Source organism: Roseomonas sp. BN140053 (genome assembly GCF_047690175.1).
Lineage (GTDB): Bacteria > Pseudomonadota > Alphaproteobacteria > Acetobacterales > Acetobacteraceae > Roseomonas.
The window spans coordinates 72,790-96,433 of sequence record NZ_JBLLEB010000004.1 but is presented as its reverse complement, the minus strand read 5'-3'; the positions used below and the strand labels follow the sequence as shown (position 1 = coordinate 96,433).

At 73.2% G+C, this 23,644-nt stretch carries 18 protein-coding genes; 17 read left to right on the top strand and 1 reads right to left on the bottom strand.

The window, feature by feature from the left end; all coding sequences use genetic code 11:
- Positions 1-73 precede the first annotated feature (73 nt).
- From aepX to ACLIBK_RS05955, 17 genes are all read left to right on the top strand, one after another.
- Positions 74-1,720, top strand: a complete 1,647-nt coding sequence (gene aepX / locus ACLIBK_RS06035) for a phosphoenolpyruvate mutase (RefSeq protein ID WP_415386332.1) — start codon at positions 74-76, stop codon at positions 1,718-1,720.
- Positions 1,717-2,922: a phosphonopyruvate decarboxylase gene (aepY, locus tag ACLIBK_RS06030; RefSeq protein WP_415386331.1), complete on the top strand. Its 1,206-nt coding sequence runs from the start codon at positions 1,717-1,719 to the stop codon at positions 2,920-2,922. Before aepX ends, aepY begins: the two co-directional genes overlap by 4 nt.
- Positions 2,919-3,911 carry a lysylphosphatidylglycerol synthase domain-containing protein gene (locus tag ACLIBK_RS06025; RefSeq protein ID WP_415386330.1) on the top strand — a complete coding sequence of 331 codons (993 nt, stop codon included), beginning with the start codon at positions 2,919-2,921 and terminating at the stop codon, positions 3,909-3,911. Before aepY ends, ACLIBK_RS06025 begins: the two co-directional genes overlap by 4 nt.
- Positions 3,908-5,017, top strand: coding sequence for a 2-aminoethylphosphonate--pyruvate transaminase (locus ACLIBK_RS06020; protein ID WP_415386329.1), 1,110 nt, complete (start codon positions 3,908-3,910; stop codon positions 5,015-5,017). Before ACLIBK_RS06025 ends, ACLIBK_RS06020 begins: the two co-directional genes overlap by 4 nt.
- A gap of 196 nt (positions 5,018-5,213) precedes the next feature.
- A complete protein-coding gene (locus ACLIBK_RS06015; protein ID WP_415386328.1) occupies positions 5,214-6,203 on the top strand; it encodes a Bug family tripartite tricarboxylate transporter substrate binding protein in 990 nt (329 codons plus the stop codon).
- Between the two features lie 177 nt (positions 6,204-6,380).
- Positions 6,381-7,556: an FAD-dependent monooxygenase gene (locus ACLIBK_RS06010; protein WP_415386327.1), complete on the top strand. Its 1,176-nt coding sequence runs from the start codon at positions 6,381-6,383 to the stop codon at positions 7,554-7,556.
- Positions 7,557-7,665: 109 nt separating this feature from the next.
- A complete protein-coding gene (locus ACLIBK_RS06005; RefSeq protein WP_415386326.1) occupies positions 7,666-9,120 on the top strand; it encodes a PLP-dependent aminotransferase family protein in 1,455 nt (484 codons plus the stop codon).
- A 422-nt stretch (positions 9,121-9,542) separates the two neighbouring features.
- Complete coding sequence (locus tag ACLIBK_RS06000) at positions 9,543-11,027, top strand: ABC transporter substrate-binding protein (RefSeq protein WP_415386325.1); 1,485 nt, start codon at positions 9,543-9,545, stop codon at positions 11,025-11,027.
- Positions 11,028-11,535: 508 nt separating this feature from the next.
- A complete protein-coding gene (locus tag ACLIBK_RS05995; RefSeq protein WP_415386324.1) occupies positions 11,536-12,861 on the top strand; it encodes an aminotransferase class III-fold pyridoxal phosphate-dependent enzyme in 1,326 nt (441 codons plus the stop codon).
- Positions 12,861-14,102, top strand: coding sequence for a pyridoxal phosphate-dependent decarboxylase family protein (locus ACLIBK_RS05990; RefSeq protein WP_415386323.1), 1,242 nt, complete (start codon positions 12,861-12,863; stop codon positions 14,100-14,102). The genes ACLIBK_RS05995 and ACLIBK_RS05990 overlap by 1 nt, the downstream gene beginning before the upstream one ends.
- A gap of 10 nt (positions 14,103-14,112) precedes the next feature.
- On the top strand, positions 14,113-15,600 hold the full coding sequence (locus tag ACLIBK_RS05985) for a M81 family metallopeptidase (protein WP_415386322.1): 1,488 nt from the start codon (positions 14,113-14,115) through the stop codon (positions 15,598-15,600).
- A complete protein-coding gene (locus tag ACLIBK_RS05980; protein ID WP_415386321.1) occupies positions 15,597-17,102 on the top strand; it encodes a M81 family metallopeptidase in 1,506 nt (501 codons plus the stop codon). The genes ACLIBK_RS05985 and ACLIBK_RS05980 overlap by 4 nt, the downstream gene beginning before the upstream one ends.
- A complete protein-coding gene (locus ACLIBK_RS05975; protein ID WP_415386320.1) occupies positions 17,099-18,742 on the top strand; it encodes an ABC transporter substrate-binding protein in 1,644 nt (547 codons plus the stop codon). The genes ACLIBK_RS05980 and ACLIBK_RS05975 overlap by 4 nt, the downstream gene beginning before the upstream one ends.
- A 3-nt stretch (positions 18,743-18,745) precedes the next feature.
- The gene (locus ACLIBK_RS05970; RefSeq protein WP_415386319.1) at positions 18,746-19,792 is read left to right on the top strand and encodes an ABC transporter permease; all 1,047 of its coding nucleotides are present in this window, start codon (positions 18,746-18,748) and stop codon (positions 19,790-19,792) included.
- Complete coding sequence (nikC, locus tag ACLIBK_RS05965) at positions 19,789-20,724, top strand: nickel transporter permease (RefSeq protein WP_415386318.1); 936 nt, start codon at positions 19,789-19,791, stop codon at positions 20,722-20,724. Before ACLIBK_RS05970 ends, nikC begins: the two co-directional genes overlap by 4 nt.
- Positions 20,725-20,732: 8 nt before the next feature.
- Positions 20,733-21,578, top strand: coding sequence for an ABC transporter ATP-binding protein (locus ACLIBK_RS05960; RefSeq protein ID WP_415386317.1), 846 nt, complete (start codon positions 20,733-20,735; stop codon positions 21,576-21,578).
- Positions 21,575-22,357: an ABC transporter ATP-binding protein gene (locus tag ACLIBK_RS05955; RefSeq protein WP_415386316.1), complete on the top strand. Its 783-nt coding sequence runs from the start codon at positions 21,575-21,577 to the stop codon at positions 22,355-22,357. Before ACLIBK_RS05960 ends, ACLIBK_RS05955 begins: the two co-directional genes overlap by 4 nt.
- 130 nt (positions 22,358-22,487) lie before the next feature.
- Here ACLIBK_RS05955 and proB read toward each other — a convergent pair whose 3' ends face one another.
- Positions 22,488-23,603 (bottom strand): glutamate 5-kinase, encoded by a 1,116-nt coding sequence (gene proB, locus ACLIBK_RS05950; RefSeq protein WP_415386315.1) that lies wholly within the window; start codon positions 23,601-23,603, stop codon positions 22,488-22,490.
- Positions 23,604-23,644 lie beyond the last annotated feature (41 nt).

The following is a 23,644-nucleotide window of genomic DNA, read 5'->3' as shown; positions in this document are numbered from 1 at the left end:
GCCCAGTTCCGGGCAAGGGCCGTTCCCGCCGCTTCCGGTCCAGCCGTTTGCCCACACCAGGGAGGACAGCATTGTGAAGGATGCCGCAACCGCCGGTGTTGCCGTCAGCGCCTCTGCCGCGCGTTCGCCCACGCGCTGCGCCGCGCTGCGCCGCGAGATCACGTCGACGTCACTGTCCTTCCTGATGGAGGCGCATGACGGGCTCTCGGCCAAGATCGTGGAGGAGGCGGGCTTCCGCGGCGTCTGGGCTTCGGGGCTGACCACCTCCGCCGCGCTGGGCCTGCGCGACAGCAACGAGGCGTCCTGGACCCAGGTGCTGGACGTGCTGGAATACATGGCCGACGCGACGCGGCTGCCGATCCTGGTGGATGGCGACACCGGCTACGGAAACTTCAACAATGTGCGACGCCTGGTGCGCAAGCTGTGCGAGCGCGGCGTCGCCGGCGTCTGCATCGAGGACAAGCTTTTCCCCAAGACCAATTCCTTCATCGGGGAAGCCCAGCCGCTGGCGGAGATCGACGAGTTCTGCGGCCGCATCAAGGCCGGCAAGGACAGCCAGACCGACGATGACTTCGTGCTGGTGGCGCGCGTGGAGGCGCTGATCTCCGGCCGCAGCATGGAGGAAGCGCTGCGGCGCGCCGAGAGCTATCACCGGGCCGGCGCCGACGCGATCCTGATCCATTCCAAGAAGAACACGGCCGACGAGATCTTCACCTTCGCCGAGCGCTGGGCCAACCGCTGCCCGCTGGTGATCGTGCCGACCATGTACTACGCCACGCCGACGGAGCTGTTCCGCCAGGCCGGCATCTCCACGGTTATCTGGGCCAACCACCTGCTGCGCGCCGCCATCGCCGCCATGCGGGACACGGCGGCGCGCATCCACGAGGATGAGTCCCTGGTGCGGGTCGAGGGCAGCGTCGCCACCGTGAAGGACATCTTCCGCCTGGTCGGCAACGACGAGCTGGAAGAGGCGGAGAAGCGCTACCTGCCCGCCAAGCCGGCGGCCTCCGCCGTGGTGCTGGCGGCCTCGGGCGGCGACCTCGGCAAGCTGACGCGCGACCAGCCGAAATGCATGGTGGACGTGCGCGGGCAATCGCTGTTGCAGCGACTGGTCGGCACGCTGCGGGAAAGCGGTGTGCGCGACGTCACGGTGGTGCGCGGCTATCGCAAGGAAGCGGTGGCGCTGCAGGGCATTCGCACGCTGGACAACGACCGCTTCGCCGAGACCGGCGAGGCCTGGTCACTGTTCTGCGCGCGCGAGGCGATCCGCGGCGAAACCGTGGTGTCCTACGGCGACGTGCTGTTCCGCCGCTACATCCTGGACAGCCTGCTGACCAGCAGCGCCGACATCGCCGTGGCGGTGGACACGCTGGGCCGCGGCAAGGCGAGCGCGCGCGACCGCGTGCTGGCCGACCACGGCTTTTCCGGCGACTATCTGGACGACACGCCGGCGGTGCTGCAACGCGTGTCGCACGAGATCACGCCGGCCGAGGCGCATGGCGAATGGATCGGCCTCGCCCGGTTCAGCGCGAGGGGCGCGGCCTGGCTGCGGGAGGAGATCGACGCGATGGAGGCGGAAGGCTTGCTGGAGAGCGGGGACATGCCGATGCTGCTCACGCGGCTGGCGGCGAAGCACCCGGTGCGGGTGAAGTTCTTCGCCGGGCACTGGCTGGACGTGAACAGCCTGACCGACCTCGCGGAGGCGCGGAACTTCCCGTGATCACCGCCGACGACTTCCTCGCCGAGGCCGGCCGGGCCGGCTTCGACTTCTACGCGGGCGTGCCCTGCTCCTTCCTGACGCCGCTGATCAACGGCGTGCTGAACGCCTCCGCGCGGGGCGCACAAGGCGCGCCCGGGGGCACGCCCGGGGGTGCGGCGGGCCTACGCTACGTCGGGGCGGCCAGCGAGGGCGAGGCGGTGGCCATCGCCGCCGGCGCCTGGCTGGCGGGGCGGCGCACGGTGGTGATGTGCCAGAACTCCGGCCTGGGCAACGCGGTGAATCCGCTGACCTCGCTCAACGCGCCCTTTCGCATCCCGACGCTGTTTCTGACCACCTGGCGCGGCGAGCCCGGCATCCCCGACGAGCCGCAGCACGCGGTGATGGGGCGGATCACCCAGGAGCTGATCGCCCTGATGGGGCTGGAACAGGGACCCTTCCCGGCGGAGCGCGACGCCCTGGCCCCGGCGCTGGACCACGCCGTGGCGCGCATGGCGGCCACCGGGCTGCCCTTCGCCATGGTGGTGCGCAAGGACGACGTGGCGGAAGCGGCGCTGGACCCGGCGCCGCGCGACCTGCCGCCGCCGGGCCGCCGGGCCGATTTTCCCGCCGCCGGCGAGCGGCCGTCGCGAGCGGCGGTGCTGGAACGCTTCCTGGCGGTCGTGCCAGAGGAAGCGGCGGTGATCGCCACCACGGGCAAGTGCGGGCGGGAACTCTTCACCCTCGCGGATCGGGAACAGCACCTTTACCAGGTCGGCTCCATGGGCGGCGCCAGCGGCATGGGGCTGGGCGTGGCGCTGAACACCGAACGCCCGGTGGTGGTGCTGGACGGCGACGGCGCGGCGCTGATGAAGCTGGGCAGCCTGGCCACGATCGGCGCCTATGCCCCCGCGCGGCTGGTGCACGTGGTGCTGGACAATGGCGTGCATGACTCCACCGGCGGACAGGCCACCGTCTCGGCCTCGGTGGACTTCGCCGCCGTGGCGCTGGCCTGCGGCTACCGCTTCGCCGCCGCGGCCGCCTCGCTGGACGGGTTCGAGGCGGCCTTCCGCGAAGCCCTGGCGGCGGGCGGCCCAGCGCTGATCCACCTGCGCATCGCTCCCGGCTCCATGAAGGTGCTGGGACGCCCGACCGTGACGCCGGAAGCGGTGGCACGGCGCTTCCAGGCTTTCCTGGCCTCCGGGCGGGGCACGGCAAGGGCGTGACCTGGCCCACGGCGCTCGGCCTGCTGGTCGGGCTGGGCGGCGCCGCCTTCCTGGTGCTGTCCAATGACCCTGCGGAGATCCTGCGGCTGTTGCTGGGGGCCGGCTGGGGGCTGGGATTGGTGCTGCTGCTGCATCTGCTGCAGGTGGTGCTCTCGGCCCTGGGCTGGGCGCCGCTGATCCGCGACGGGAGGCGCCCGGGCTGGCTGGCGCTGACGCGGATGCGCTGGGCGCGGGAATCCGTCAACGCGCTGTTGCCGGTGGTGCAGGCGATCGGCGAGATCGTGCGGGCGCAGCTGCTGCTGCGGGCGGGGGTGAGCAAGCTGGCGGTGATCAGCAGCACGGCCGTGGACCTCGCCACCGAGATGGCGTCGCAGATCGTGTTCTCGCTGCTCGGACTGGCGGTGCTGCTGGTGCTGCCGCACCAGGGCGGCACGGAAGGCTGGGTGCTGGCTGCCACCGCCCTCTTCGCGGGCATGACGGGCGTGTTCATGGCCGCGCAGCGCTGGGGCCTGTTCCGGCTGGCTGAGCGGCTGTTGCCGCGGGTGGCCGAGCGCGTCGGCTGGTTCTCCCTGGGCGACCTGTCCGGGCTGCACGAGGCGGTGGTGGCGCTGTACCGGCAGCCCCGTCGCCTCTGGCTCAGCGGCGCCGCGCATCTCGCCTCCTGGCTGGTGGGCGTCGCCGAAACCTGGGTGGCGCTGCGGCTGCTGGGCGTCGAGGCGAGCCTGGCCGAGGCGCTGGTGATCGAGAGCCTCGGCCAGGCCGTGCGCAGCGCCGGCTTCTTTATCCCCGGCGCGCTGGGCGTGCAGGAAGGCGGCTCCGTGCTGATCTGCGCCATCTTCGGCATCCCGTCGGACCGCGCCGTGGCGCTGGCGCTGATCCGCCGCCTGCGCGACGTGGCGCTGGGCCTGCCGGGCATCGCCGCCTGGCGCTGGGAAATGGCACGCGGCCGCGCACCCGCGATGGAGAAAGGGCTGAGGACCACGCCATGACCGACACCCCCATCCTGCTGACGCCCGGCCCGCTGACCACGCGGATCGAGACCCGCCGCGCCATGCTGCGCGACTGGGGCTCGCGCGACCCCGCCTTCATCGCCCTGACCGCCGAACTGCGCGAGCGGCTGCTGGCGGTGGCGAAGGGGGAGGGGACCCACGTCGCGGTGCCGCTGCAGGGTTCCGGCACCTTTATCGTGGAAGCCGCCCTCGCCACCCTGCTGGGGAGGGGCAGCAAGCTGCTGGTGCTGTGCAACGGTGCCTATGGCGAGCGCATGGTGGCGATCGCGCGCCGCCTCGGCCACGCGGCCGAAGCGCTGCGCTGGCCGGAACACCGGCCGGTGGAGCCGGAGCGCGTCGCCGCGGCGCTGCGGGAGGATCCCGCGATCACCCATGTCGCGCTGGTGCATTGCGAAACCACCACGGGGCTGCTGAACCCGCTGCCCGCCGTCGCGGCGGTCGTGGCCGAAGCCGGACGGCACCTGCTGCTGGACGCCATGAGCAGCTTCGGGGCGATCGCCATCGACTTGTCGGTTCTGCCCGTGGCGGCCGTGCTGGCTTCCTCCAACAAGTGCCTGGAAGGGGTGCCGGGGATCGGCTTCGCGCTGATCGAACGGCGGCTGCTGGACGCGGCAGCGGGCAACGGCCCCTCCACCAGCCTGGACCTGCACGCGCAGTGGCACGGGTTCGAGAAGGACGGGCAATGGCGCTTCACCCCGCCGGTGCAGGTGGTGGCCGCCCTGGTGGAGGCGCTGCGGCTGCTGGATGCGGAAGGCGGCCCGCCGGCCCGGCTGGCGCGCTACGCCGACAACCTTGCCGTGCTGCTGGCCGGGATGCGCCGGCTGGGCTTCGAACTCTTCCTGGAGGAGGCGGTGCAGGCGCCGGTCATCGCCACCTTTCGCCTTCCCGCCGACGGCTCGCTGCCCTTCGGGCGCTTCTACGACGCACTGGCGGCGCGTGGCTTCCTGATCTACCCGGGCAAGCTGACCCAGGCGGAAACCTTCCGCATCGGCTGCATCGGCGCGCTGGACCGGCAGGACTTCGCCCGGCTGATCGAGGCCGTGGCGGCGGTGCTGGGTGAGGTGCGATCCGCGTCGGCAGCCTGAGCAGGGGCATCCCGCCCCACTCGACTCCTGTCGCTCCGGGTGGTCAGGATCGCGGCGGAGCGGCGCGCCCCGGCACGCCGCGATGGCCGCCGGGCCGATGGTCCCGGTGGAAGAAACGAGGTCCCCGGCGCGGGGCGGCAGGGCGGCCCGAACCGCCCCCTCGCCGCGCGGGACCCGATGGAGGAATGCAGGAACCATGTCGCCCATGTCTCGCCGGGGGCTGCTCGGCCTCGCCGCCGCGCTGCCCGCCGCGTCCGGCACGGTTCGGGCGCAAACCGTCGCGGCGGGGTGGCCCCGGCGCCCCGTGCGGGTGATCGTGCCCTTCTCGCCGGGCTCCACCGTGGACATCGCCGCCCGCGCCGTGACCGCGCCGCTGCAGGCCGGTTTCGGCCAGCCCTTCGTGGCGGAGAACCGCACCGGCGCCGGCGGGATCGTGGGCGTGGATGCGATCGCCAAGTCCACGGACGGGCACACGCTGGGGGTCGCCACCAACGGCCCGATCGCCCTGGCCAAGGCGCTCTACCGCAACCTGCCCTACGACCCCGCGCGCGACCTGCAGCCGGTGTCGCTGCTGATGCAGGCACCGCAGATCCTGACCGTGCATCCCTCGCTGGACGTGCACGACGCGGCCGGGCTGGTGCGCCTGGCCAGGGAACGGCCGGGCGCGCTGAGCTATGGCAGCGTGGGACCGGGTGCCAGCGGCCAGCTGGCGATGGAGGCCTTCAAGACGATGAACGGCGTGGACCTCGTCCACGTGCCCTATCGCGGCTTCCCGGAAGCGGTGCTGGACCAGGTCGCCGGGCGGATCGACGCCATGTTCGCCGTGGCCGCCGCGGTGCTGGAACAGGTGCGCGACGGCCGGCTGCGGGCATTGGCGGTCACGGCCACGGAGCGCTTCACCCAGGCGCCGGACATCCCCACCCTGGCGGAACAGGGCATGCCCGGGCTCGTTTCCGTGTCCTGGGTCGGCCTGGTGGCGCCCGCCGCCCTGCCGCGCGACATCGTGGCCCGGCTGGCGCGCACGGCGCATGAGGGGCTGGCCGAGCCGACCTCCCGCCGGGCGCTGGAGCGGGCGGGGTTCGAGGTGGTCGGGTCCACCCCCGAAGCCTTCCAGACCACGATCGACGCGGAAGCCCGCGACTTCGGCGGGCTGATCGAGCGGCTGGGGATCAGGCTGGACGTGTGAGCGCGCTGCCGGCGCGGCGACCGGCACGCCCGGCAGGAAGGGCGGCGGCCGGACCGGCGGCTGCCGGGGAAACGAGGTGGCGAAGGTCAGCGGCGGCGAGGGCCGCAGTCCGGTCTGGCCGGGAGGTCGGCCAGTGCTGAGACCGTCGCCGGTTTTATCGAAGGGAAGGAATTGCGCATGAACCGTCCAACGCGCGTCGCCGTGATCGGCGCGGGCATCGGCGGGCTGGCCGCCGCGGCCGCCCTGCGGCAGCACGGCTTCGCCGTATCCGTGCACGAGCGCGCCAACAGCCTGGGCGAGGTCGGGGCCGGGCTGCAGCTGGGGCCCAACGCGGTGAAGGTGCTGCGTGCCCTCGGGCTGGAGGAGGCGCTGCTGCGCGTCACCTCGGCGCCGGAGAACTGGCTGTCGGTGCGCTGGAACGACGGCGGGCTGCGCTTCCGCGACCCGATCCTGAAGCCCGGCCGCGACTTCGGCGCGCCCTACCTGACGGCACATCGCGCCGACCTGCACCGGCTGCTGCTGGGCCTGGTGCCGGAGGAGGATATCCGCCTCGGGGTGCGCTGCCTCGGTGCGGAACCCACCGCCGAGGGCGCGGTGGCGCGCTTCGCCGACGGCAGCACGGTGGAAGCGGACGTGGTGGTCGGCGCCGACGGCATCCATTCCGCCGTGCGCGAAAGCCTGTTCGGCCGCGACCAGCCGCGCTTCACGCACCAGATCTGCTGGCGCGCCATGATCCCCATCGACCAGGTGCCCGCGGCGATCGGACCGGGTGGTTCGGTGCCGCTGGGCCCGGAGGAATATGTCGGCTGGCTCGGCCCCAATGGCCACGTGCTGTGCTACCCGATCCGCGCCGGCCAGACCTTCAACATCTTCGCCGGCCGCGTGTCGGACACCTGGGTGGATGATTCCTGGGCCGTGCCCAGCAGCCGCGAGGAGTTGCTCGAGGCCTATGCCGGTTGGGACGAGGCGCTGCTCGACATGTTCCGCGTCGCCTCCGACTGCCACAAATGGGGCATCCACGACCGCGACCCGCTGGAAACCTGGACGCGCGGCCGGGTGACGCTGCTGGGCGACGCCGCCCACCCGATGATGCCCACCCTGGCGCAGGGCGCGGCGATCTCCATCGAGGACGGCTACGCCCTGGCCCGCAACCTCGCGGCCTATCCGGGCGATCCCTCGCGCGGGTTGGCGGCCTATGACGCCGAGCGCGTGCCGCGCGCCAGCCGCGTGCAGCTGCAGGCGCGGCAGCAGTTCGAGAACAACCGCAAGGTCCCGGCGCCGCCGCCCACCGACCGCGACTGGATCTTCGCCCACGACGCCACGCGCGGCGAGGTCCCGGCCGCAACCGGCTGAGCGCCCTCCAACGGGCAGCGCGCGCTGCCCGGGCCAGGGCCGCACCCCCGCTGGACCTGCCGCGCCGAACCGTCGCACCCTGGCGGCCACCCCCGCCGGGAGGGCGAGCATGACCGATCTCGGCCGGCCCCTGGCCGGCGGCACCGAGGAGCCGCTGCAGGCGCAGCTGCGGCAGCGCATCGTGGCGGCGATCGGCGAAGGGCGGCTGGCGCGCGGGCATCCCCTGCCGCCCTCGCGCCGTCTGGCCAAGCAGCTGGGCGTCGCCCGCAACACCGTGGCCGCGGTGTATGACGAGCTGCGCGAGCGCGGGCTGCTCGCCTCCGCGCCGCGCCAGGGCATCTTCGTGGCCGCCGATGCGCCATCGCTGCCGCCGCTGCGCGCGCCCGCGGCGGCGGTGCTGCGCCTGCGGCTGCGCCCTTCCGAGCAGCGCAACATCGCCAAGCCCGCGGACTGGCAGAGCTTTCCCTTTCCCTTCGTTTACGGCCAGGTGGACCCCGAGCTCTTCCCGCTGGCGGATTGGCGCGCCTGCTCGCGTGAGGCGCTGGGCCGCTCGGCGGTGAACTGGTGGGCGGCCGACCACGCCACCGCCGACGACCCGCTGCTGATCGAGCAGATCCGCCGCCACATCTTGCCCGCCCGCGGGCTGCACGCCCGGCCGGAGGAGGTGCTGGTCACGCTGGGCTCGCAGCACGGGCTGTTCCTGCTGCTGCAATTGCTGGGCGGGCCCGGGGTCACCGTGGGGCTGGAGGACCCGGGCTATCCGGACGCGCGCAACATGGCGGCGCTGGGCGGCAGCGCGACGCGGCTGCTGCCGGTGGACGGGGAGGGGCTAATGGTGGGCCCGGCGCTGGAGGGCGTGGGCCTCGCCGTGGTCACCCCCGGTCACCATTGCCCGAGCATGGTCACGCTTCCCCCCGCCCGACGCGCCGCCCTGCTGCGCTGGGCGCGCGACAGCGGCGCCGTGCTGATCGAGGACGACTACGAGAGCGAGACCGCGCAGCCCGGCGCGCCGCCCTGCCTCGCGGCGGATGACACGGAAGGGCGCGTGCTGCACCTCGGCACCTTCTCCAAGGTACTGGCGCCGGGGATGCGGCTGGGCTTCCTGGTCGGCCCCGCCGCGGTGATCGCCGAGGCCCGCGCGCTGCGCCGGCTGATGCACCGCAGCGTGCCGCTCAACAACCAGCGCACCGCCGCCCTGTTCATCGCCGAAGGGCATTACGGCCGCTTGCGCCGCAGCCTGGCCGCCACGGCCGAGAAGCGCCGCATCGCCGTGCTGGCTGCGCTGCGCCGCGAATTGCCGCACTTCACCCCCAGCCCCGCCGCCGCGGGCAGCAGCCTGTGGCTGCGCGGCCCCGCGGGGCTGGATGGCGTGGTGCTGGCCGAGGCAGCGCGTGCCCGCGGCGTCATCATCGAACCGGGCGAGCCCTTCTTCGCCGACCCCGCCGCCGGCCGGAACTTCCTCCGCCTCGGCCTCTCCTCCATCCCCACGGAGCGCATCGCCCCCGGCATCGCCGCCCTCGCCGCCGCCGTGCGCGACGTACCGGGTCCCCGCGAACCGCCGTAATCGTCGGGCTCGGGCCGGGATGGCGGGCGCGGGTGGTGGTTGGTTGGTCTTTGGTGTTCGGGCCGTGGCCAGGGGCGCTGCCCCTGGACCCCGCCGGGGAGTTACGAACTCCCCGGACCCCGCGTTGAGTGCCTCCGGCGGGGGCGGGCTGGGCAACGTTGTCCGCCGCGACCGACGTGGATCATCCCGCCCCCGCCGGAGGCACTCATGAGGTCGAGGAGCCTAAGCTCCTCGCGGGGGCTCCAAGGGGGCAGAGCCCCTTTGGCCGCGGCCTGAACACCAGAGGCCGGCCGCCCCACTCGCGCCCATCCCCCCGCGCCGAGCCGAGCGATGACGGCCGCTTCGCCCGGCCGCGGCATCGTGCGTGCATGCGGGTGGCGTGGCGGCCATGATCCGCCGGATCGTTCTGGGGGAGACCTGTGATGCGCCTGCCTGCTCTCGTTCTGCTCGCGGCCAGCTTGGCCGGGCCTGCGCTGGCGCAAACGCTGCGCGTCGGCATCGCCTCCGACCCGAACGTGCTCGATCCCGCGCAGTCCACGGCCTATGTCGAGCGGGTGGTGTTCACCGCGCTGTGCGACCGGCTGGTGGATGTCGGCCCCGACCTGAACTTCCGCCCGGAACTGGCCACGGCCTGGGAATGGTCCGACGAGGGCCGCACGCTGACGCTGCGGCTGCGCGAGGATGGGCGCTTCCACGACGGCACGGTGCTGGATGCGGCGGCGGTGAAGGTCAACCTGGACCGCTACCGCACCGCGCGGGAGTCGCGCCGGCGGTCCGAGTTGGCGCCGGTGACGGCGGTGGAGGCGCCGGACGCGCGGACGGTGGTGATCCGCCTCAGCGAGCCCTACGCGCCGCTGCTGTCGGTGCTGTCGGACCGCTCCGGCATGATCATGTCGCCGACGGCGCTGGCGCGGCTGGGCGAGCGCATCCGCGACGAGCCGGTGTGTTCCGGCCCCTTCCGCCTGGTGCGGCGCGTGGCGCAGGACCGCATCGAGATGGAGAAGTTCCCGCAGCACTGGAACGCCGCCAACATCCACGTGCAGCGGCTGACCTTGCTGCCGATCCCCGACAGCAACGTGCGGCTGCTCAACCTGCGCTCCGGCCAGCTCGACCTGATCGAGCGCGTGACGCCGTCCGACGTGGCAGATGCGCGGCGCGACGCGCGGCTGCGCGTGGCGGAGGCGACCTCCATCGCCTACCAGCTCTTCTATATCCGGGTGAATGGCGGCGCCCTGCAGGACCCGCGGCTGCGCGAGGCGCTGGAGCTGAGCCTGGACCGCGACATCATCAACCAGGTGGCGCTGGAAGGGATGTTCGTGGCCAACAACCAGCCCGAGGCGCCGGGCACGCCGTACCACTTCCCCGACCTCGCCGCGCCGAAGCGCGACCTGAACCGCGCGCGGGCGCTGCTGCGCGAGGCCGGGCAGCCCAACGCCGCCTTTTCCCTGCTGGTGCCCAACAGCCCGGTGGAAAGCCAGGTGGCGCAGATCATCCAGTCCCTGGCGGGGGAGGCCGGCTTCCAGGTGAAGCTGGAAACGCTGGAGCCCTCGGCGCTGGTGGCGCGGTCGGAGCGCGGGCAGGACTATGACGCGGCCTTCGGCATCTGGTCCGGGCGCCCCGATCCGGACGGCAACATCGCGCCCTGGGTGGCCTCGGACGGGTTCCTCAACCGCATGAGCTACCGCAACCCGGCGGTGGACGCGGCCTTCCTGGCGGGGCGGCGCACCACCGACCCGGCTACCCGGCGCGAGGCCTATCACGCCGCCGCGCAGCAATGGCTGGCCGACCGGCCGCTGCTGGTCCTCTACCATTACCGCTGGTTCTGGGGGCTGCGCGCGGGGGTGACGGGCTTCGAGCCCTCGGCCGACGGGCTGATCCGTTTCGCCGGACTGCGCCTGCCGGGGTGAGCGTTGCGCGGCGGGTGGGCCGGCGGGGAGTGCTCGGGCCGGACCCCTCGCGGCGGGAGGTCGGGACGGGCTGCGGCATGTCCCGGCCCGGGCGCGGTCGCGCTGCGTGAGCTGGGACGGATGGGGCTGCCGGTCCGGGGCGGCGCTTCGCCTTACTTCCTTACTCTCTTACTTCCTTACCGAAGCCGGCCCGGCAGAGCGGTTTTCAAGAAAGTTATCCTACAACAACAAGGCCTTGGCCGTCAATCTCCGCGGCGCATGTGGCAGATTTCGCGATTTCTGCCACTTCCGGCCTGTTGTGCCACTTTCGCCGGTTCGATGGTGGCTTCCGGGGCAGGCACGGCGCCGTGGTGGCCTGCGCGAACGGTCGGCACGTCGCGCCCGGCGTGCCGGGGCGGGGTTCGCGCCCTGCCCTGGCCCAACGGGTTCACCCGCCGTGGCCCTATCGCCCGCACCGGCCGCACCCGCATGCTGCGGCGCAACAGCAGTTCGAGGGGAGAACGGGGCGATGAGCGGAGCCGCGATCGGACGGAGCAACGAGCCCTTCGCCCACCATTGGATGCCCTTCACCGCCAACCGCGCCTTCAAGGCGGAGCCACGCGTGTTGGTGCGGGCGGAGGGCGTGCACTACTGGAACGACCGCGGCGAGCAGCTGCTGGACGGGTTGTCCGGCCTGTTCTGCACCCCCGCCGGGCATGGCCGTCGCGAGATCGCCGAGGCGGTGGCGCGGCAGATGACGGAGCTGGACTTCGCGCCCCCCTTCCAGTTCGGCACCCCCGGTGCGTTCCGGCTGGCTGCGGAGCTGGCCACGCTGACGCCGCCGGGGCTGGACCGGGTGTTCTTCACCGGCTCCGGCTCGGAGGCGGTGGAAACCGCGGTGAAGATCGCCATCCAGTATCACCGCCGACGCGGCGAGGGGCAGCGGCTGCGCGTGGTGGGGCGCGAGAAGGCCTATCACGGCGTCAACTTCGCCGGCTGGTCGCTGGGAGGCATGGTGCGCAACCGCGACCAGTTCGGCCTGGGCATGCCCGGCGCCCTGCACATGCGCCACACCCACCTGCCCGAGAACCGCTTCCGCATGGGCGAGGGCGAGACCGGCGCCGACCTCGCCGACGACCTGCAGCGCTTCGTGGACCTGCACGGCGGCGACACCATCGCCGCCTGCATCGTGGAGCCGGTGGCGGGCTCGGTGGGCGTGCTGGTGCCGCCGGCGGGCTACCTGCGCCGGTTGCGCGAGATCTGCGACCGGCACGGCATCCTGCTGATCTTCGACGAGGTGATCACCGGCTTCGGCCGCACCGGCGGCAATTTCGCGGCGCAGACCTTCGGCGTGACGCCGGATATGCTGACCATGGCCAAGGCCATCACCAACGGCGCCGTGCCGATGGCGGGCGTCGCCGTGTCGCGTGCCGTGCACGACGCCATCGTGGAGGCCGCGCCCGAGGGTGCCATCGAGTTCTTCCACGGCTACACTTGGTCGGCGCATCCCGCCGCCTGCGCCGCGGCGCTGGCCTCGCTGAAGCTGTACCGGGAGGAGGCGCTGTTCGACCGGGCGCGCGAGATCAGCCCGTATTTCCTGGAGGCGGTGGCGGGGCTGCGCGACTTGGCCGTGGTGCAGGACACGCGCGGCATCGGCATGCTGGCGGGGATCGACCTGGCGCCCGCCGGGGCGCCGGGGGCGCGCGGCTTCGCGGTGCTGAACAGCATGTTCCGCGCCGGCGCCGTGGTGCGGGTGACCATGGACACGGTGATCCTGGCGCCGCCCTTCACCTATGAGCGCGCCGAGGTGGACCGGCTGATCGGCACCCTGCGCGACGTGCTGGGCGCGCTGTGATGGACACCCGCTTCCCCGAGGGTGGCCGCCCCCGCGCCGAGATCGATGCCGCGCTGGACGCCATGGCCGCGGGCGACGTGGACTGGCGCGGCGGGCGCGTGCCGCTCTACGTCTTCGGCGCCACGGCGGAGGTGGGCGAGGTCGGCCGCGACGCCTTCATGCGCTTCTTCACGGAAAACGCGCTGGGCGCCAAGCGCGCCTTCACCAGCCTGCGCCGCATGGAGGAGGAGGTCGTGGCCATGGCGCTCGACCTGTTCCACGGGCCGGAAGGCGCGGTGGGCGGCATGACCTCCGGCGGCACGGAAAGCATCCTGCTGGCGGTCAAGGCCTGCCGCGACGGGGCGCGCGCCCGGCGCGGCGATCCGGCGCATCGCGGCAACCTCGTGCTGCCGGTGTCCGCGCATCCCGCCTTCGACAAGGCGGCGGCGCTGATGGACCTGCCGGTGCGCCGCATCCCCGTCCGCGCCGACCTGCGGGCGGACGTGGCCGCCATGGCGGGCGCGATCGACGCGGACACGATCCTGCTCGTGGGTTCCGTGCCCTGCTTCCCCTACGGCGTGGTGGACCCGCTGCCGGAACTGTCGGAGCTGGCGCTGTCGCGCGATCTCTGGCTGCACGTGGATGCCTGCGTCGGCGGCTATTTCGCTCCCTTCGCGCGCGAGCTGGGGCGGCCGATCCCGGAATTCGACTTCGCCCTGCCGGGCGTGGCCTCGATCTCGGCCGACCTGCACAAGTTCGGCTTCTGCCCCAAGCCCGCCTCCACCGTGTTCTTCCGCGACGCGGCGCGGGCGGCAGGGCGGGGCTTCGACCTCGATGTCTGGCCCAACGGGCGCTTCGCCACCGCGACCTTCGTGGGCACCCGCCCCGGCGGCGGCGTGGCCGGGGCCTGGGCGGTGCTGAATTTTCTCGGCCGCGAGGGCTACCGCGCGCTGGCGGCGCGTCTGCTGGCGATGCGCGACGACTACGTCGCGGGCATCCGGGCGATCCCGGGCATGCGCGTCTTCGGCGAGCCGGACCTGTCCATCCTGGCCTTCGGGGCGGAGGCGCTGGACATGGGCGCGGTGGCCGCGGGCATGGAAGCACGCGGCTGGGTGCCGGGCCTGGTGCGCGAGCCGCCGGGCCTGCACATCATGATGTCGCTGCTGCACGAGCCGGTGCGCGAGCGCTACCTCGGCGACCTGCGCGAGGCCGCTGCCGAAGCGGCGCCGGCACAGGGTGCCGCGGTGCAGGCCGTGTACTGAGGCGCGCGCCGTGCCCCGCATCCTGCTCGCCGCCATCAAGCACGAGAGCCACACCTTCAACCGCTTCCCCACCACGCTGGAACTGTTCCGGCGCCAGGGCTACCTCCGCGACGCGGCGGTGCCGGCGCGCTTCCGCGGCACCGGCTCGGAGATGGCGGGCTTCCTGGATGTCGCCGAGGCGCGGGGCTGGGAGGTGTCCACGCCCATCGCCGTGTCGGCCGGGTCCGGCGGGCGGGTGACGGCGGAAGCGCTGGGCGAGTTCCTGTCCGTGCTGGAGGAGGGGCTGCGCCGCGCAGCCCCCCTGGACGGCGTGCTGCTGGCGCTGCACGGCGCCATGGTGGCCGAGGATGAGGACGACCCGGACGGGCTGATCCTGGAACGCGTGCGGGCGATCGTGGGACCCGGTGTGCCGGTGGCGGCGACGCTGGACCCGCACGCCAACCTGTCGGACCGCATGGCGGCGCAGGCCAGCATCCTGGTCTCCTACCGCACCAACCCGCACGTCGATCACCGCGAAACCGGGCAGCGGGCGGCGGAGCTGCTGGCGCGCGCGATCGGGGAGGGCGCCCGTCCCGCCACGGTCGTGGCCCGCGCGCCCACCCTGGTCGGCTTCGACCGCGCCCGCACCCATACCGGCCACGGGCCGATGATCGACGCGCTGGCGGCGGCAGCCGCGGCGGAGCGGGATGTGCCGGGCGTGTGGCACGTCAGCATCAATGGCGGCTTCAGCCATGCCGACGTGCACGATGCCGGGCCCAGCGTCACCGTATCGGGCACCGCCGCGCCGGCCGTGCTGCACGAGGTGGCCGCGGGGCTGATGGCGGAAGGCTTCCGGCGCCGCGCGGAGGAAACCGTGCGGCTGGCCAGCGTGGCGGAGGCCGTCGCCGCGGCGCGCGAGGGCGCCCCCGGCGGGCCGGTGGTGATCGCCGACTACACCGACGCCCCCGGCGGCGGCGCCTGCGGCGACAACACCACCCTGCTGCGGGCCATGATCGAGGCCGGGCTGGAGGACGCCGCCTTCGGCGCGATCTGGGACCCGCGCGCGGCGGAGGCGGCCCGGGCGGCGGGCGTCGGCGCGCGGGTGGCGCTGCGCCTGGGCGGCTGGGTGGACCCGGATTTCTCCGGCACGCCGATCGAGGCGGTGGGCGAGGTGCGCCTGCTGTCCGGGGGCGACTACGTGCATGACGGCCCCTATGCGCCCGGCGCCCGCGGCAGCTTCGGCGCCAGCGCGCTGGTGCGCTTCGGGGGCGTGGACGTGATCGTGGCGACCGAGAACCGCAACATCCTCGACCTCCGGCAGTTCCGCATCTTCGGCATCGACCCGGCCCGCTGCCGCACGATCGGGCTGAAATGCATGCACGGCTTCCGCGCCGCCTTCGAGCCGATCGCCGGGCGCGTGCTGTCCTGCGACGCCGGCGGGCTGACCACCTACGACTACGCCCGCCTGCCCTTCACCAGGCTGCGACGGCCGATCTGGCCGCTGGAGAACGTGTCATGACGCACCGCGTGCTCGCCGCGATGATCAAGCACGAGACCAACGGCTTCAACCGCACCCCCACCACCCTGCGGGATTTCCGCGACCAGAACTTCCACCTGGGCGAGGCGATCCCGCGCGTCTATCGCGGCACCAACCTGGAGATGGGCGGCTTCCTGGCCGCCGCCGAGCGGGAAGGCTGGGAGCTGATCCCCGCCGTGGCCGCCTCCGCCACCTCCTCCGGCCCCTCCACCGACGAGGCCTTCGAGGCGCTCTGCATGCCGCTGACCAACACGATCCGCGCGGCCGGCCGGCTGGACGGGGTGCTGCTCGGGCTGCACGGTTCCATGGTGACGGCCAGCCACGACGACGCGGAGGGCGAGATCCTGCGCCGCGTGCGCGAGCTGGTGGGGTCGGACATCCCGGTGGTGGTCACGCTGGACCCGCATTCCAACGTCACGCCGGAGATGGCCGCGCGCGCCACCGCCATCGTCGCCTTCCGCACCAGCCCGCACACCGACCAGGCGGAAACCGCCGAACGCGCCGCCGCCATCCTGGCCCGCACCCTGCGCGGCGAGGTGCGGCCGCGCGTGGTGCTGGCCCGGCGTCCCATGCTGACCGGCTTCGACGGCGCCCGCACCCATCACGCGCACGGTCCCATGCCGGACGCGCTGCGCCGCGCCCGCGCGCTGGAGGCGGAGGACCCCGGCGTGCTGTGCGTGTCCATCCATTCCGGCTTCTCGCGCTCGGATTGCCGCGCGGTCGGGCCTTCCGTGGCGGTGACGGGCGACGGCGAGGACCCGCGTTTCCGCAGCATCGCCGAGAGCTTCATGGACGAGTGCTGGGCGCGGCGGGGCGAAACCACGGAGCGCGTTCTTTCCGTGGCCGAGGGCATCGCCGCGGCCCGGGAATGGCGCCCCGGCGAGAAGCCGGTGGTGCTGGGCGACTACGGCGACGCCCCCGGCGGCGGCGCCTATGGCGACGGCACGGCGATCCTGTCGGCGCTGATCGAGGCCGGCATTCCCGGCGCGGTGGTGGCCAATATCTGGGACCCGGCGGTGGCGGCCCAGGCCGTGGCCGCCGGTGCCGGCGCCACGATCCGCGTCAGCCTGGGCGGCAAGCACGACCCGGAACACGGCGGCGGGCCGGTGGAGGGCACCGCGCGGGTGGTCGCCGTGTCGGAGGGCAGCTTCGTGTTCAAGGGGCGCTACGGCACGGGGACGCGCGGGCATTACGGGCCTTCCGCCGCGCTGGAGATCGGCGGGGTCACGGCGATCGTGACCACGAAGAACAAGGGTATCTACGACCTGGAACAGCTCCGCATCTTCGGGATCGAGCCCACGGCGCAATCGGTGCTGGCGGTGAAGTGCATGCACGGGCATCGTGCGGAATACGAGCCGATCAGCAGCCGCTGCCTGGACGTGGATTCCGGGGGCATCACCAGCGGCGACCCGCTGCTGTTTCCCTGGCAGCGCGTGGTACGGCCGATCTGGCCGCTCGATCCGGTTGAAGGAGGAACGCCATGACGACCCTGACCCGCCGCGGCCTGGCCCCGCTCCTCGCTGCCCCGGCGCTGCTGGCGCTGCCCTTCGGGCGCGTGGCGCGGGCGGCCACGCCGCGGGATTCGCTGGTGATCGTGCGCGAGATTTCCTCCATCGCGGACTGGGACCCGGCGGTGTCGCAGATCCTGGACGTGCAGGAGATCAACGGCGACCTGTATGACCGGCTGGTGGGCTACGACCCGCGGGTGGCGAACGCGCCGCTGGGGCCGATGCTGGCGGAAAGCTGGACCGTGTCGCCCGACGGCAAGCAGTTCACCTTCCGGCTGCGGGAGGGGGCGAAGTTCCATTCCGGCAATCCCGTCACCGCCGAGGACGTGGCCTACAGCTTCCGCCGCTTGCTGCTGCTGGAACGCGAGCCCTCCTCCTCCATGCTGCAACTGGGCTTCACCAAGGAGAACATCGCGGAAGGGGCGCGTGCGGCCGATCCGCGCACCTTCGTGCTGACGCTGGGGGAGCAGTTCGCGCCTTCCTACGTGCTGGCGCTGCTCTCGGCCGCGCCGTTTTCCGTGCTGGACGCCAAGCTGCTGCAGGCGAACGAGCAGAACGGCGATTTCGGCTCGCGCTGGGTGTCGCGGCGCACGGGAACGGAGCCCTCGGCCGGGTCGGGGGCGTATCGCATCGCGACCTACCGGGCGTCGGACATCCTGATCCTGGAACGCAACGACGCGTGGTGGCGCTTCCGCCCGGCGCTGCGTCGGGTGATCTTCCGCCACGTGCCGGAGGCCGGGACGCAGCGGCTGCTGCTGGAGCGCGGCGACGCGGACGTGGCCTTCAACCTGACCGCGCCGGATGCGGAGGCGCTGGGCGCCGGCGTCGCCGGGGTGCGGGTGGAAAGCAAGCCGTCGCGGCGGCTGATGTATTTCGGCTTCAACACGCTGACCAAGCCCTTCGACGACCCGCGCGTGCGCGAGGCGATGAAGTGGCTGATCGACTACCAGGGGATGGAGCGCACGGTGATGCGCAACCTCGGCCGCGTGCACCAGAACTTCGTGGCCAGCGGCTGGCTCGGCGCGGTGCAGGACAACCCGTACAAGCTGGACGTGCCCCGCGCCAAGGCGCTGCTGGCGGAGGCCGGGCATGCGGACGGCTTCTCCTTCCGCTTCACCGCCTATAACAGCAAGCCGGAGATGGACCAGGCGACCTCCTTCCAGAGCACCGCGGCGCAGGCCGGGGTGCGGGTGGAGGTGCAGAACATGCCGCCCTCCCAGTCCATCCCGCTGTACCGCGACCGGCGGGTGGAGGCGCTGCAGCTGTCCTTCTACGGCGGCTACGGCGACCCGCACGCCACCGCCAGCAAGTTCGCCTATAACCCCGCCGCCCTGCCGGGCGCCGACCCCAATTCGCGCTGGCCGTCGGAGCTGGCCTGGCGGCTGGGCTGGGCGCCGGCCGACCTGTCGCGCCGCGTGCTGGAAGCGACGCGGGAGCTGGACGAGGCGAAGCGCGGCGCGCTCTACGAGAGCCTGCAGCGCGACGCGCGGGCGCAGAGCCCCTTCGCCTTCCTGTTCCAGGCGACGCTGGCGATGGGGATGCGCAGCGAGGTCAAGGATTACCGCTACGGCACGCGCGGCACCGACACCAGCTTCGCCGCCGTGTCCAAGGGCTGAGGGGTGTCGGCCACCACCCGCGACGGGCGGCTCCCCGGGCTCGGCGTTGCCGGGCTGCTGGGGCGCGAGGCCGGCATGCTGCTGGCCACCTTCCTGGGGCTGCTGCTGGTCACCTTCCTGATCGGGCGGGTGATGCCGTCCGACCCGGTGATCGCGGCGCTGGGGGCCGACGTGCCGGAGGCGACCTACCAGCGCGTGCGGGCGGAGATGGGGCTGGACGACCCGATCTGGCAGCAGTTCGGCCGCTACGTCGGCGCCGTGGCGCGGCTGGATTTCGGCACCTCCATCCTGACCGGGCAGCCCGTGGTGTCCGACATCGCGCGGGTGTTTCCCGCCACGCTGGAACTGGCCACGGCGGGGGTGCTGATCGGCACGCTGCTCGGCGTGCCGCTGGGGCTGCTGGCGGCGGTGTTCCGCGGCACGGCGGTGGACGGCGCAGTGCGGGCGGTGACGCTGGTGGGCTATTCGGCGCCGGTGTTCTGGAAGGGGCTGATGCTGCTGCTGGTGTTCTACGCGCTGCTGGGCTGGACGGAAGGGCCGGGCCGCGTGTCCATCGCCTATGAGGGGCTGGTGGAGCCGCGCACCGGGCTGATGCTGGTGGACGCGGCGCTGGCCGGGGAATGGGACGCCTTTCACGACGCGCTGAGCCATCTGGTGCTGCCGGCGATCAGCCTGGGCTACGGGGCGGCGGCCTATATCGGGCGCATGACGCGCTCCTTCGCGCTGGACCAGCTGCGGCAGGAATACGTCACCGCGGCGCGGGTGAAGGGGCTGCCGGAATGGCGCGTGGTGCTGGGCCACGTGCTGCCCAACTGCGCGGTGCAGCTGGTGACCGCGATCGCCCTGACCTACGGGCTGCTGCTGGAGGGCGCGGTGCTGACCGAGACGGTGTTCGCCTGGCCGGGGCTGGGGCAGTACATGACCAAGGCGATGTTCAACGCCGACATGAACGCGGTGCTGGGCGGCACCTTCGTGATCGGGGTGGTGTTCGTGGCGCTGAACCTGCTGTCGGACGTGCTGTACCGCCTGCTGGACCCGCGCGCCCGATGAGCGCCGCCGCCGGACCGCCGCCGCTCGATCCCGCCGTGGCCGGGGACGTGCTGGCCGGCGCCGCCGAGCCGGGTTCGGCCCGGGCCGCGGCGCTGGGGCGGATCAGGCTGGGCTGGCTGCGCTTTTCCGCCAGCCCGGCGGCGATGATCGGCCTGGGGATCATCGCGGTGCTGGTGCTATCAGGGATCTTCGCGCCGTGGATCGTGCCGCAGGACCCCTACGCGCAGTCGCTGCCGGACCAGTTGCGGCCGCCCTCGGCGCAGCACTGGTTCGGCACGGACGAGTTCGGGCGCGACATCTTCAGCCGCGTGGTGCAGGGCACGCGCGTCACGCTGCTGATCGTGCTGCTGGTGGCGGCGCTGGCGGCGCCGATCGGCCTGGCGATCGGCTGCGCCGCGGGCTACCTGGGCGGGCGGGTGGACGCGGTGCTGATGCGGCTGACCGACATCGCCCTGGCCTTTCCGCGGCTGGTGCTGGCCCTGGCCTTCGTGGCCGCCCTGGGGCCGGGGCTGGACCACGCCATCCTGGCCATCGCGCTGACGGGCTGGCCGCCCTATGCGCGGCTGGCGCGGGCCGAGGCACTGACGCTCCGCCGGAGCGATTACATCGCGGCAGTGCGGCTGCTGGGGGCCTCGCCGGCGCGGATCATCCTGCGCCACGTGCTGCCGCTCTGCCTGCCCTCGCTGCTGGTGCGGGCGACGCTGGACATGGCGGGGGTGATCCTGATCGCGGCCGGCCTGGGCTTCCTGGGGCTGGGGGCGCAGCCGCCCACGGCGGAATGGGGGGCGATGCTGTCGGCGGGGCGGGAATACCTGCTGACGGCCTGGTGGGTGGCCACCATCCCGGGGCTGGCGATCTTCTTCACCAGCATGGGCTTCAACCTGCTGGGCGACGGGTTGCGCGACCTGCTCGACCCCCGGCAGGCCGGGTGAGGCGCGGCATGCTGTCCGGCACGCCGCTGGTGGAGGTCGAGGACCTCCGCATCCGCTTTCCGTCCCGCAGCGGCACCACCGAGGCGCTGCGCGGCGTGAGCTTCAGCATGGGGCGGGAAAAGCTGGGCATCGTGGGGGAATCCGGCTCGGGCAAGTCGCTGACCGGGCGGGCGCTGCTGGGGCTGGTGCCGCAGCCCGGGATCGTCTCCGCCACGGCGCTGCGCTTCGACGGGGCGGACCTGCTGCGGGCCTCCACGCGGGCGCTGCGGCAGCTGCGCGGGCGACGGATCGGGCTGATCATGCAGGACCCGAAATACTCGCTGAACCCGGTGAAGACGGTGGGGAACCAGATCGCGGAAGCGGCGCGGCTGCACGGCGGCGCCGACCGCGCCGCGGCGCGGCGGCAAACGCTGGAGATGCTGGCCGCGGTGCAGATCCGCGACCCCGAGCGCGTCTGGGGCGCTTACCCGCACGAGATGTCGGGCGGCATGGCGCAGCGCGCGATGATCGCGATGATGCTGGTGGCCGGGCCCGACCTGCTGATCGCGGACGAGCCGACCTCCGCACTCGATGTCACCGTGCAGGGTGAGGTGCTGGCGCTGATGGAGGGGCTGATCCGGCAGCGCGGCATGGGGCTGATCCTGATCAGCCACGACCTGCGGCTGGTGTCGCGCTTCTGCGACCGCATCGCCGTGATGTATGCCGGGCGGGTGATGGAAACGCTGGACGCGTCCGGGCTGGAAGCGGCGCGGCACCCCTACACGCAGGGGCTGCTGGCCTGCCTGCCGGCGATCGACCGGCCGCCCGGTCCCTTGCCGGTGCTGCGGCGCGACCCCGCCTGGATGGGCGCGTGAGCGCCGCCATGGCCAGCGTGGTGGCGGCCAACGACCAGCGCCCGGCCGTGCCGCTGCTGGAGGTGCGGGACCTTTCGGTCGCCTTCGGCCGGGTGCGGGCGGTGCGCGGGGTGGGCTTCGCCGTGCCGCGCGGCGGCGCCTTCGGGTTGGTGGGGGAATCCGGTTCGGGCAAGTCCACGGTGCTGCGCGCCCTGGCCGGGCTGAACCCGAACTGGGCGGGGGAAATCCTGCTGGACGGGCGGCCGGTGGCGCCGGTGCGCGACCGCGCCTTTCACCGCCGGGTGCAGATGGTGTTCCAGGACCCCTACGGGTCGCTGCATCCGCGCCAGACCGTTTTGCGGCAGCTGCGGGAGCCGGTGGCGATCCACCGCCTGCCGGACGGCGAGGCGCGCATCGCCCGGGCGCTGGACCAGGTCGGGCTGCCGGCGGCGATGCGCTTCCGCTATCCGCACCAGCTCTCGGGCGGGCAGCGGCAGCGCGTGGCCATCGCCCGCGCGCTGATCCTGGAGCCGGAGCTGCTGCTGCTGGACGAGCCGACCTCGGCGCTGGACGTGTCTGTGCAGGCGGAAATCCTGAACCTGCTGATGGCGCTGCGGCGCGATGCCGGGCTGACCTTCGTGCTGGTCAGCCACGACCTGGCCGTGGTGGCGACGCTGTGCGAGCGGCTGGCGGTGATGCAGGACGGGCGCATCCTGGAACAGCTCTCGGCCGCCGACCTGCGGGCGCGGCGCACGGCGACGGAGTACGCGGCGAAGCTGCTGGCGGCGGCGGGGGGCTGAGAAGAAAGCCGGGGGAAGGTATTCCCCCGGACCCCCATCTATTTTCGGGAGTTTGGGGGTGCCTCAAAAGGCACCCCCAAACTCCCGAAAGAAGGAGGGGGCTCGGGGGAGTTCACTCCCTCGACCTTCCCTACAGCAGCACCAGGTCGTCGCGGTGCACCAGCTCGTCGCGGCCGCGCCAGCCCAGGATCGCCTCGATCTCCTCCGAGCGGCGGCCGGCGATGCGGGCGGCGGCCTCGGCGTCGTAGGCGGAGAGGCCGCGGGCGATCTCGCGGCCGGTTTCGTCGCGGACCGAGAGCGGGTCGCCGCGGCTGAACTCGCCGGACACGCCGCGCACGCCGGCGGGCAGCAGGGAACTGCCGCGACCCAGGGCGCGCACGGCGCCGGCATCCACGGACACGCTGCCCAGGGGGGCGAGGCTGCCGGCGATCCAGCGCTTGCGGGCGCTGCGGCCCTCGGGGGCGGGGGAGAACCAGGTGCAGCGGGCGCCTTCGGCCAGGGCCTGCAGGGGGTGCAGTCCCGTGCCCAGCGTGATGGCCATGGCGCAGCCGGCACCGGTGGCGATGCGCGCCGCCAGCAGCTTGGTGCGCATGCCGCCGGAGGAATAGCCGGGGGGCGGTTCGCCGCCCAGCGCCATCACCTCGTCGGTCACCGCGGCGACCTCGGGCAGGTGGCGGGCCTGCGGGTCGCGGCGCGGGTCGGCGGTGTAGAGCCCGTCCACGTCGCTCAGCAGCACCAGCGCATCGGCCTGCACCATCTCGGCGACGCGGGCGGCGAGGCGGTCATTGTCGCCGAAGCGGATTTCCGCCGTGGCCACCGTGTCGTTCTCGTTGATGACCGGCACGGCGCCCAGCGAGAGCAGCGTGGCCAGCGTGGCGCGGGCGTTGAGGTAGCGGCGGCGGTCCTCGCTGTCCTCCAGCGTCAGCAGCAGCTGGGCGGCGTTCAGCCCCTGGGCGGCGAAGGCGGCCTGCCAGGCACCGGCGAGGCGGATCTGCCCCACCGCCGCGGCGGCCTGCTTCTCCTCCAGCCGCAGGCGGGGCTGGGTGAGGCCGAGGGCGCGGCGGGCCAGGGCGATGGCGCCGGAGGAGACCAGGATGACCTCCGCCCCGCCGGCGCGCAGGGCGGCGAGGTCGGCGGCGACGGAAAACAGCCAGGGCTCGCGCGGGGTCGCCGTCTCGGGGTCCACCACCAGGGCGGAGCCGACCTTGACGACGATGCGGCGTAATTTGGTCAGATCGTGAAGCACGGCCGGACTTACCTCGCGTGCTGAGCACGCGAAAGGAGGAA

Coding starts and splice junctions, on each gene's coding strand:
- ACLIBK_RS06020 (WP_415386329.1), top strand. CDS start 3,908: ATGACCGACACCCCCATCCTGCTGACGCCCGGCCCGCTGACCACGCGG.
- ACLIBK_RS06015 (WP_415386328.1), top strand. CDS start 5,214: ATGTCGCCCATGTCTCGCCGGGGGCTGCTCGGCCTCGCCGCCGCGCTG.
- ACLIBK_RS06010 (WP_415386327.1), top strand. CDS start 6,381: ATGAACCGTCCAACGCGCGTCGCCGTGATCGGCGCGGGCATCGGCGGG.
- ACLIBK_RS06005 (WP_415386326.1), top strand. CDS start 7,666: ATGACCGATCTCGGCCGGCCCCTGGCCGGCGGCACCGAGGAGCCGCTG.
- ACLIBK_RS06000 (WP_415386325.1), top strand. CDS start 9,543: ATGCGCCTGCCTGCTCTCGTTCTGCTCGCGGCCAGCTTGGCCGGGCCT.
- ACLIBK_RS05995 (WP_415386324.1), top strand. CDS start 11,536: ATGAGCGGAGCCGCGATCGGACGGAGCAACGAGCCCTTCGCCCACCAT.
- ACLIBK_RS05990 (WP_415386323.1), top strand. CDS start 12,861: ATGGACACCCGCTTCCCCGAGGGTGGCCGCCCCCGCGCCGAGATCGAT.
- ACLIBK_RS05980 (WP_415386321.1), top strand. CDS start 15,597: ATGACGCACCGCGTGCTCGCCGCGATGATCAAGCACGAGACCAACGGC.
- ACLIBK_RS05975 (WP_415386320.1), top strand. CDS start 17,099: ATGACGACCCTGACCCGCCGCGGCCTGGCCCCGCTCCTCGCTGCCCCG.
- nikC (WP_415386318.1), top strand. CDS start 19,789: ATGAGCGCCGCCGCCGGACCGCCGCCGCTCGATCCCGCCGTGGCCGGG.
- ACLIBK_RS05960 (WP_415386317.1), top strand. CDS start 20,733: ATGCTGTCCGGCACGCCGCTGGTGGAGGTCGAGGACCTCCGCATCCGC.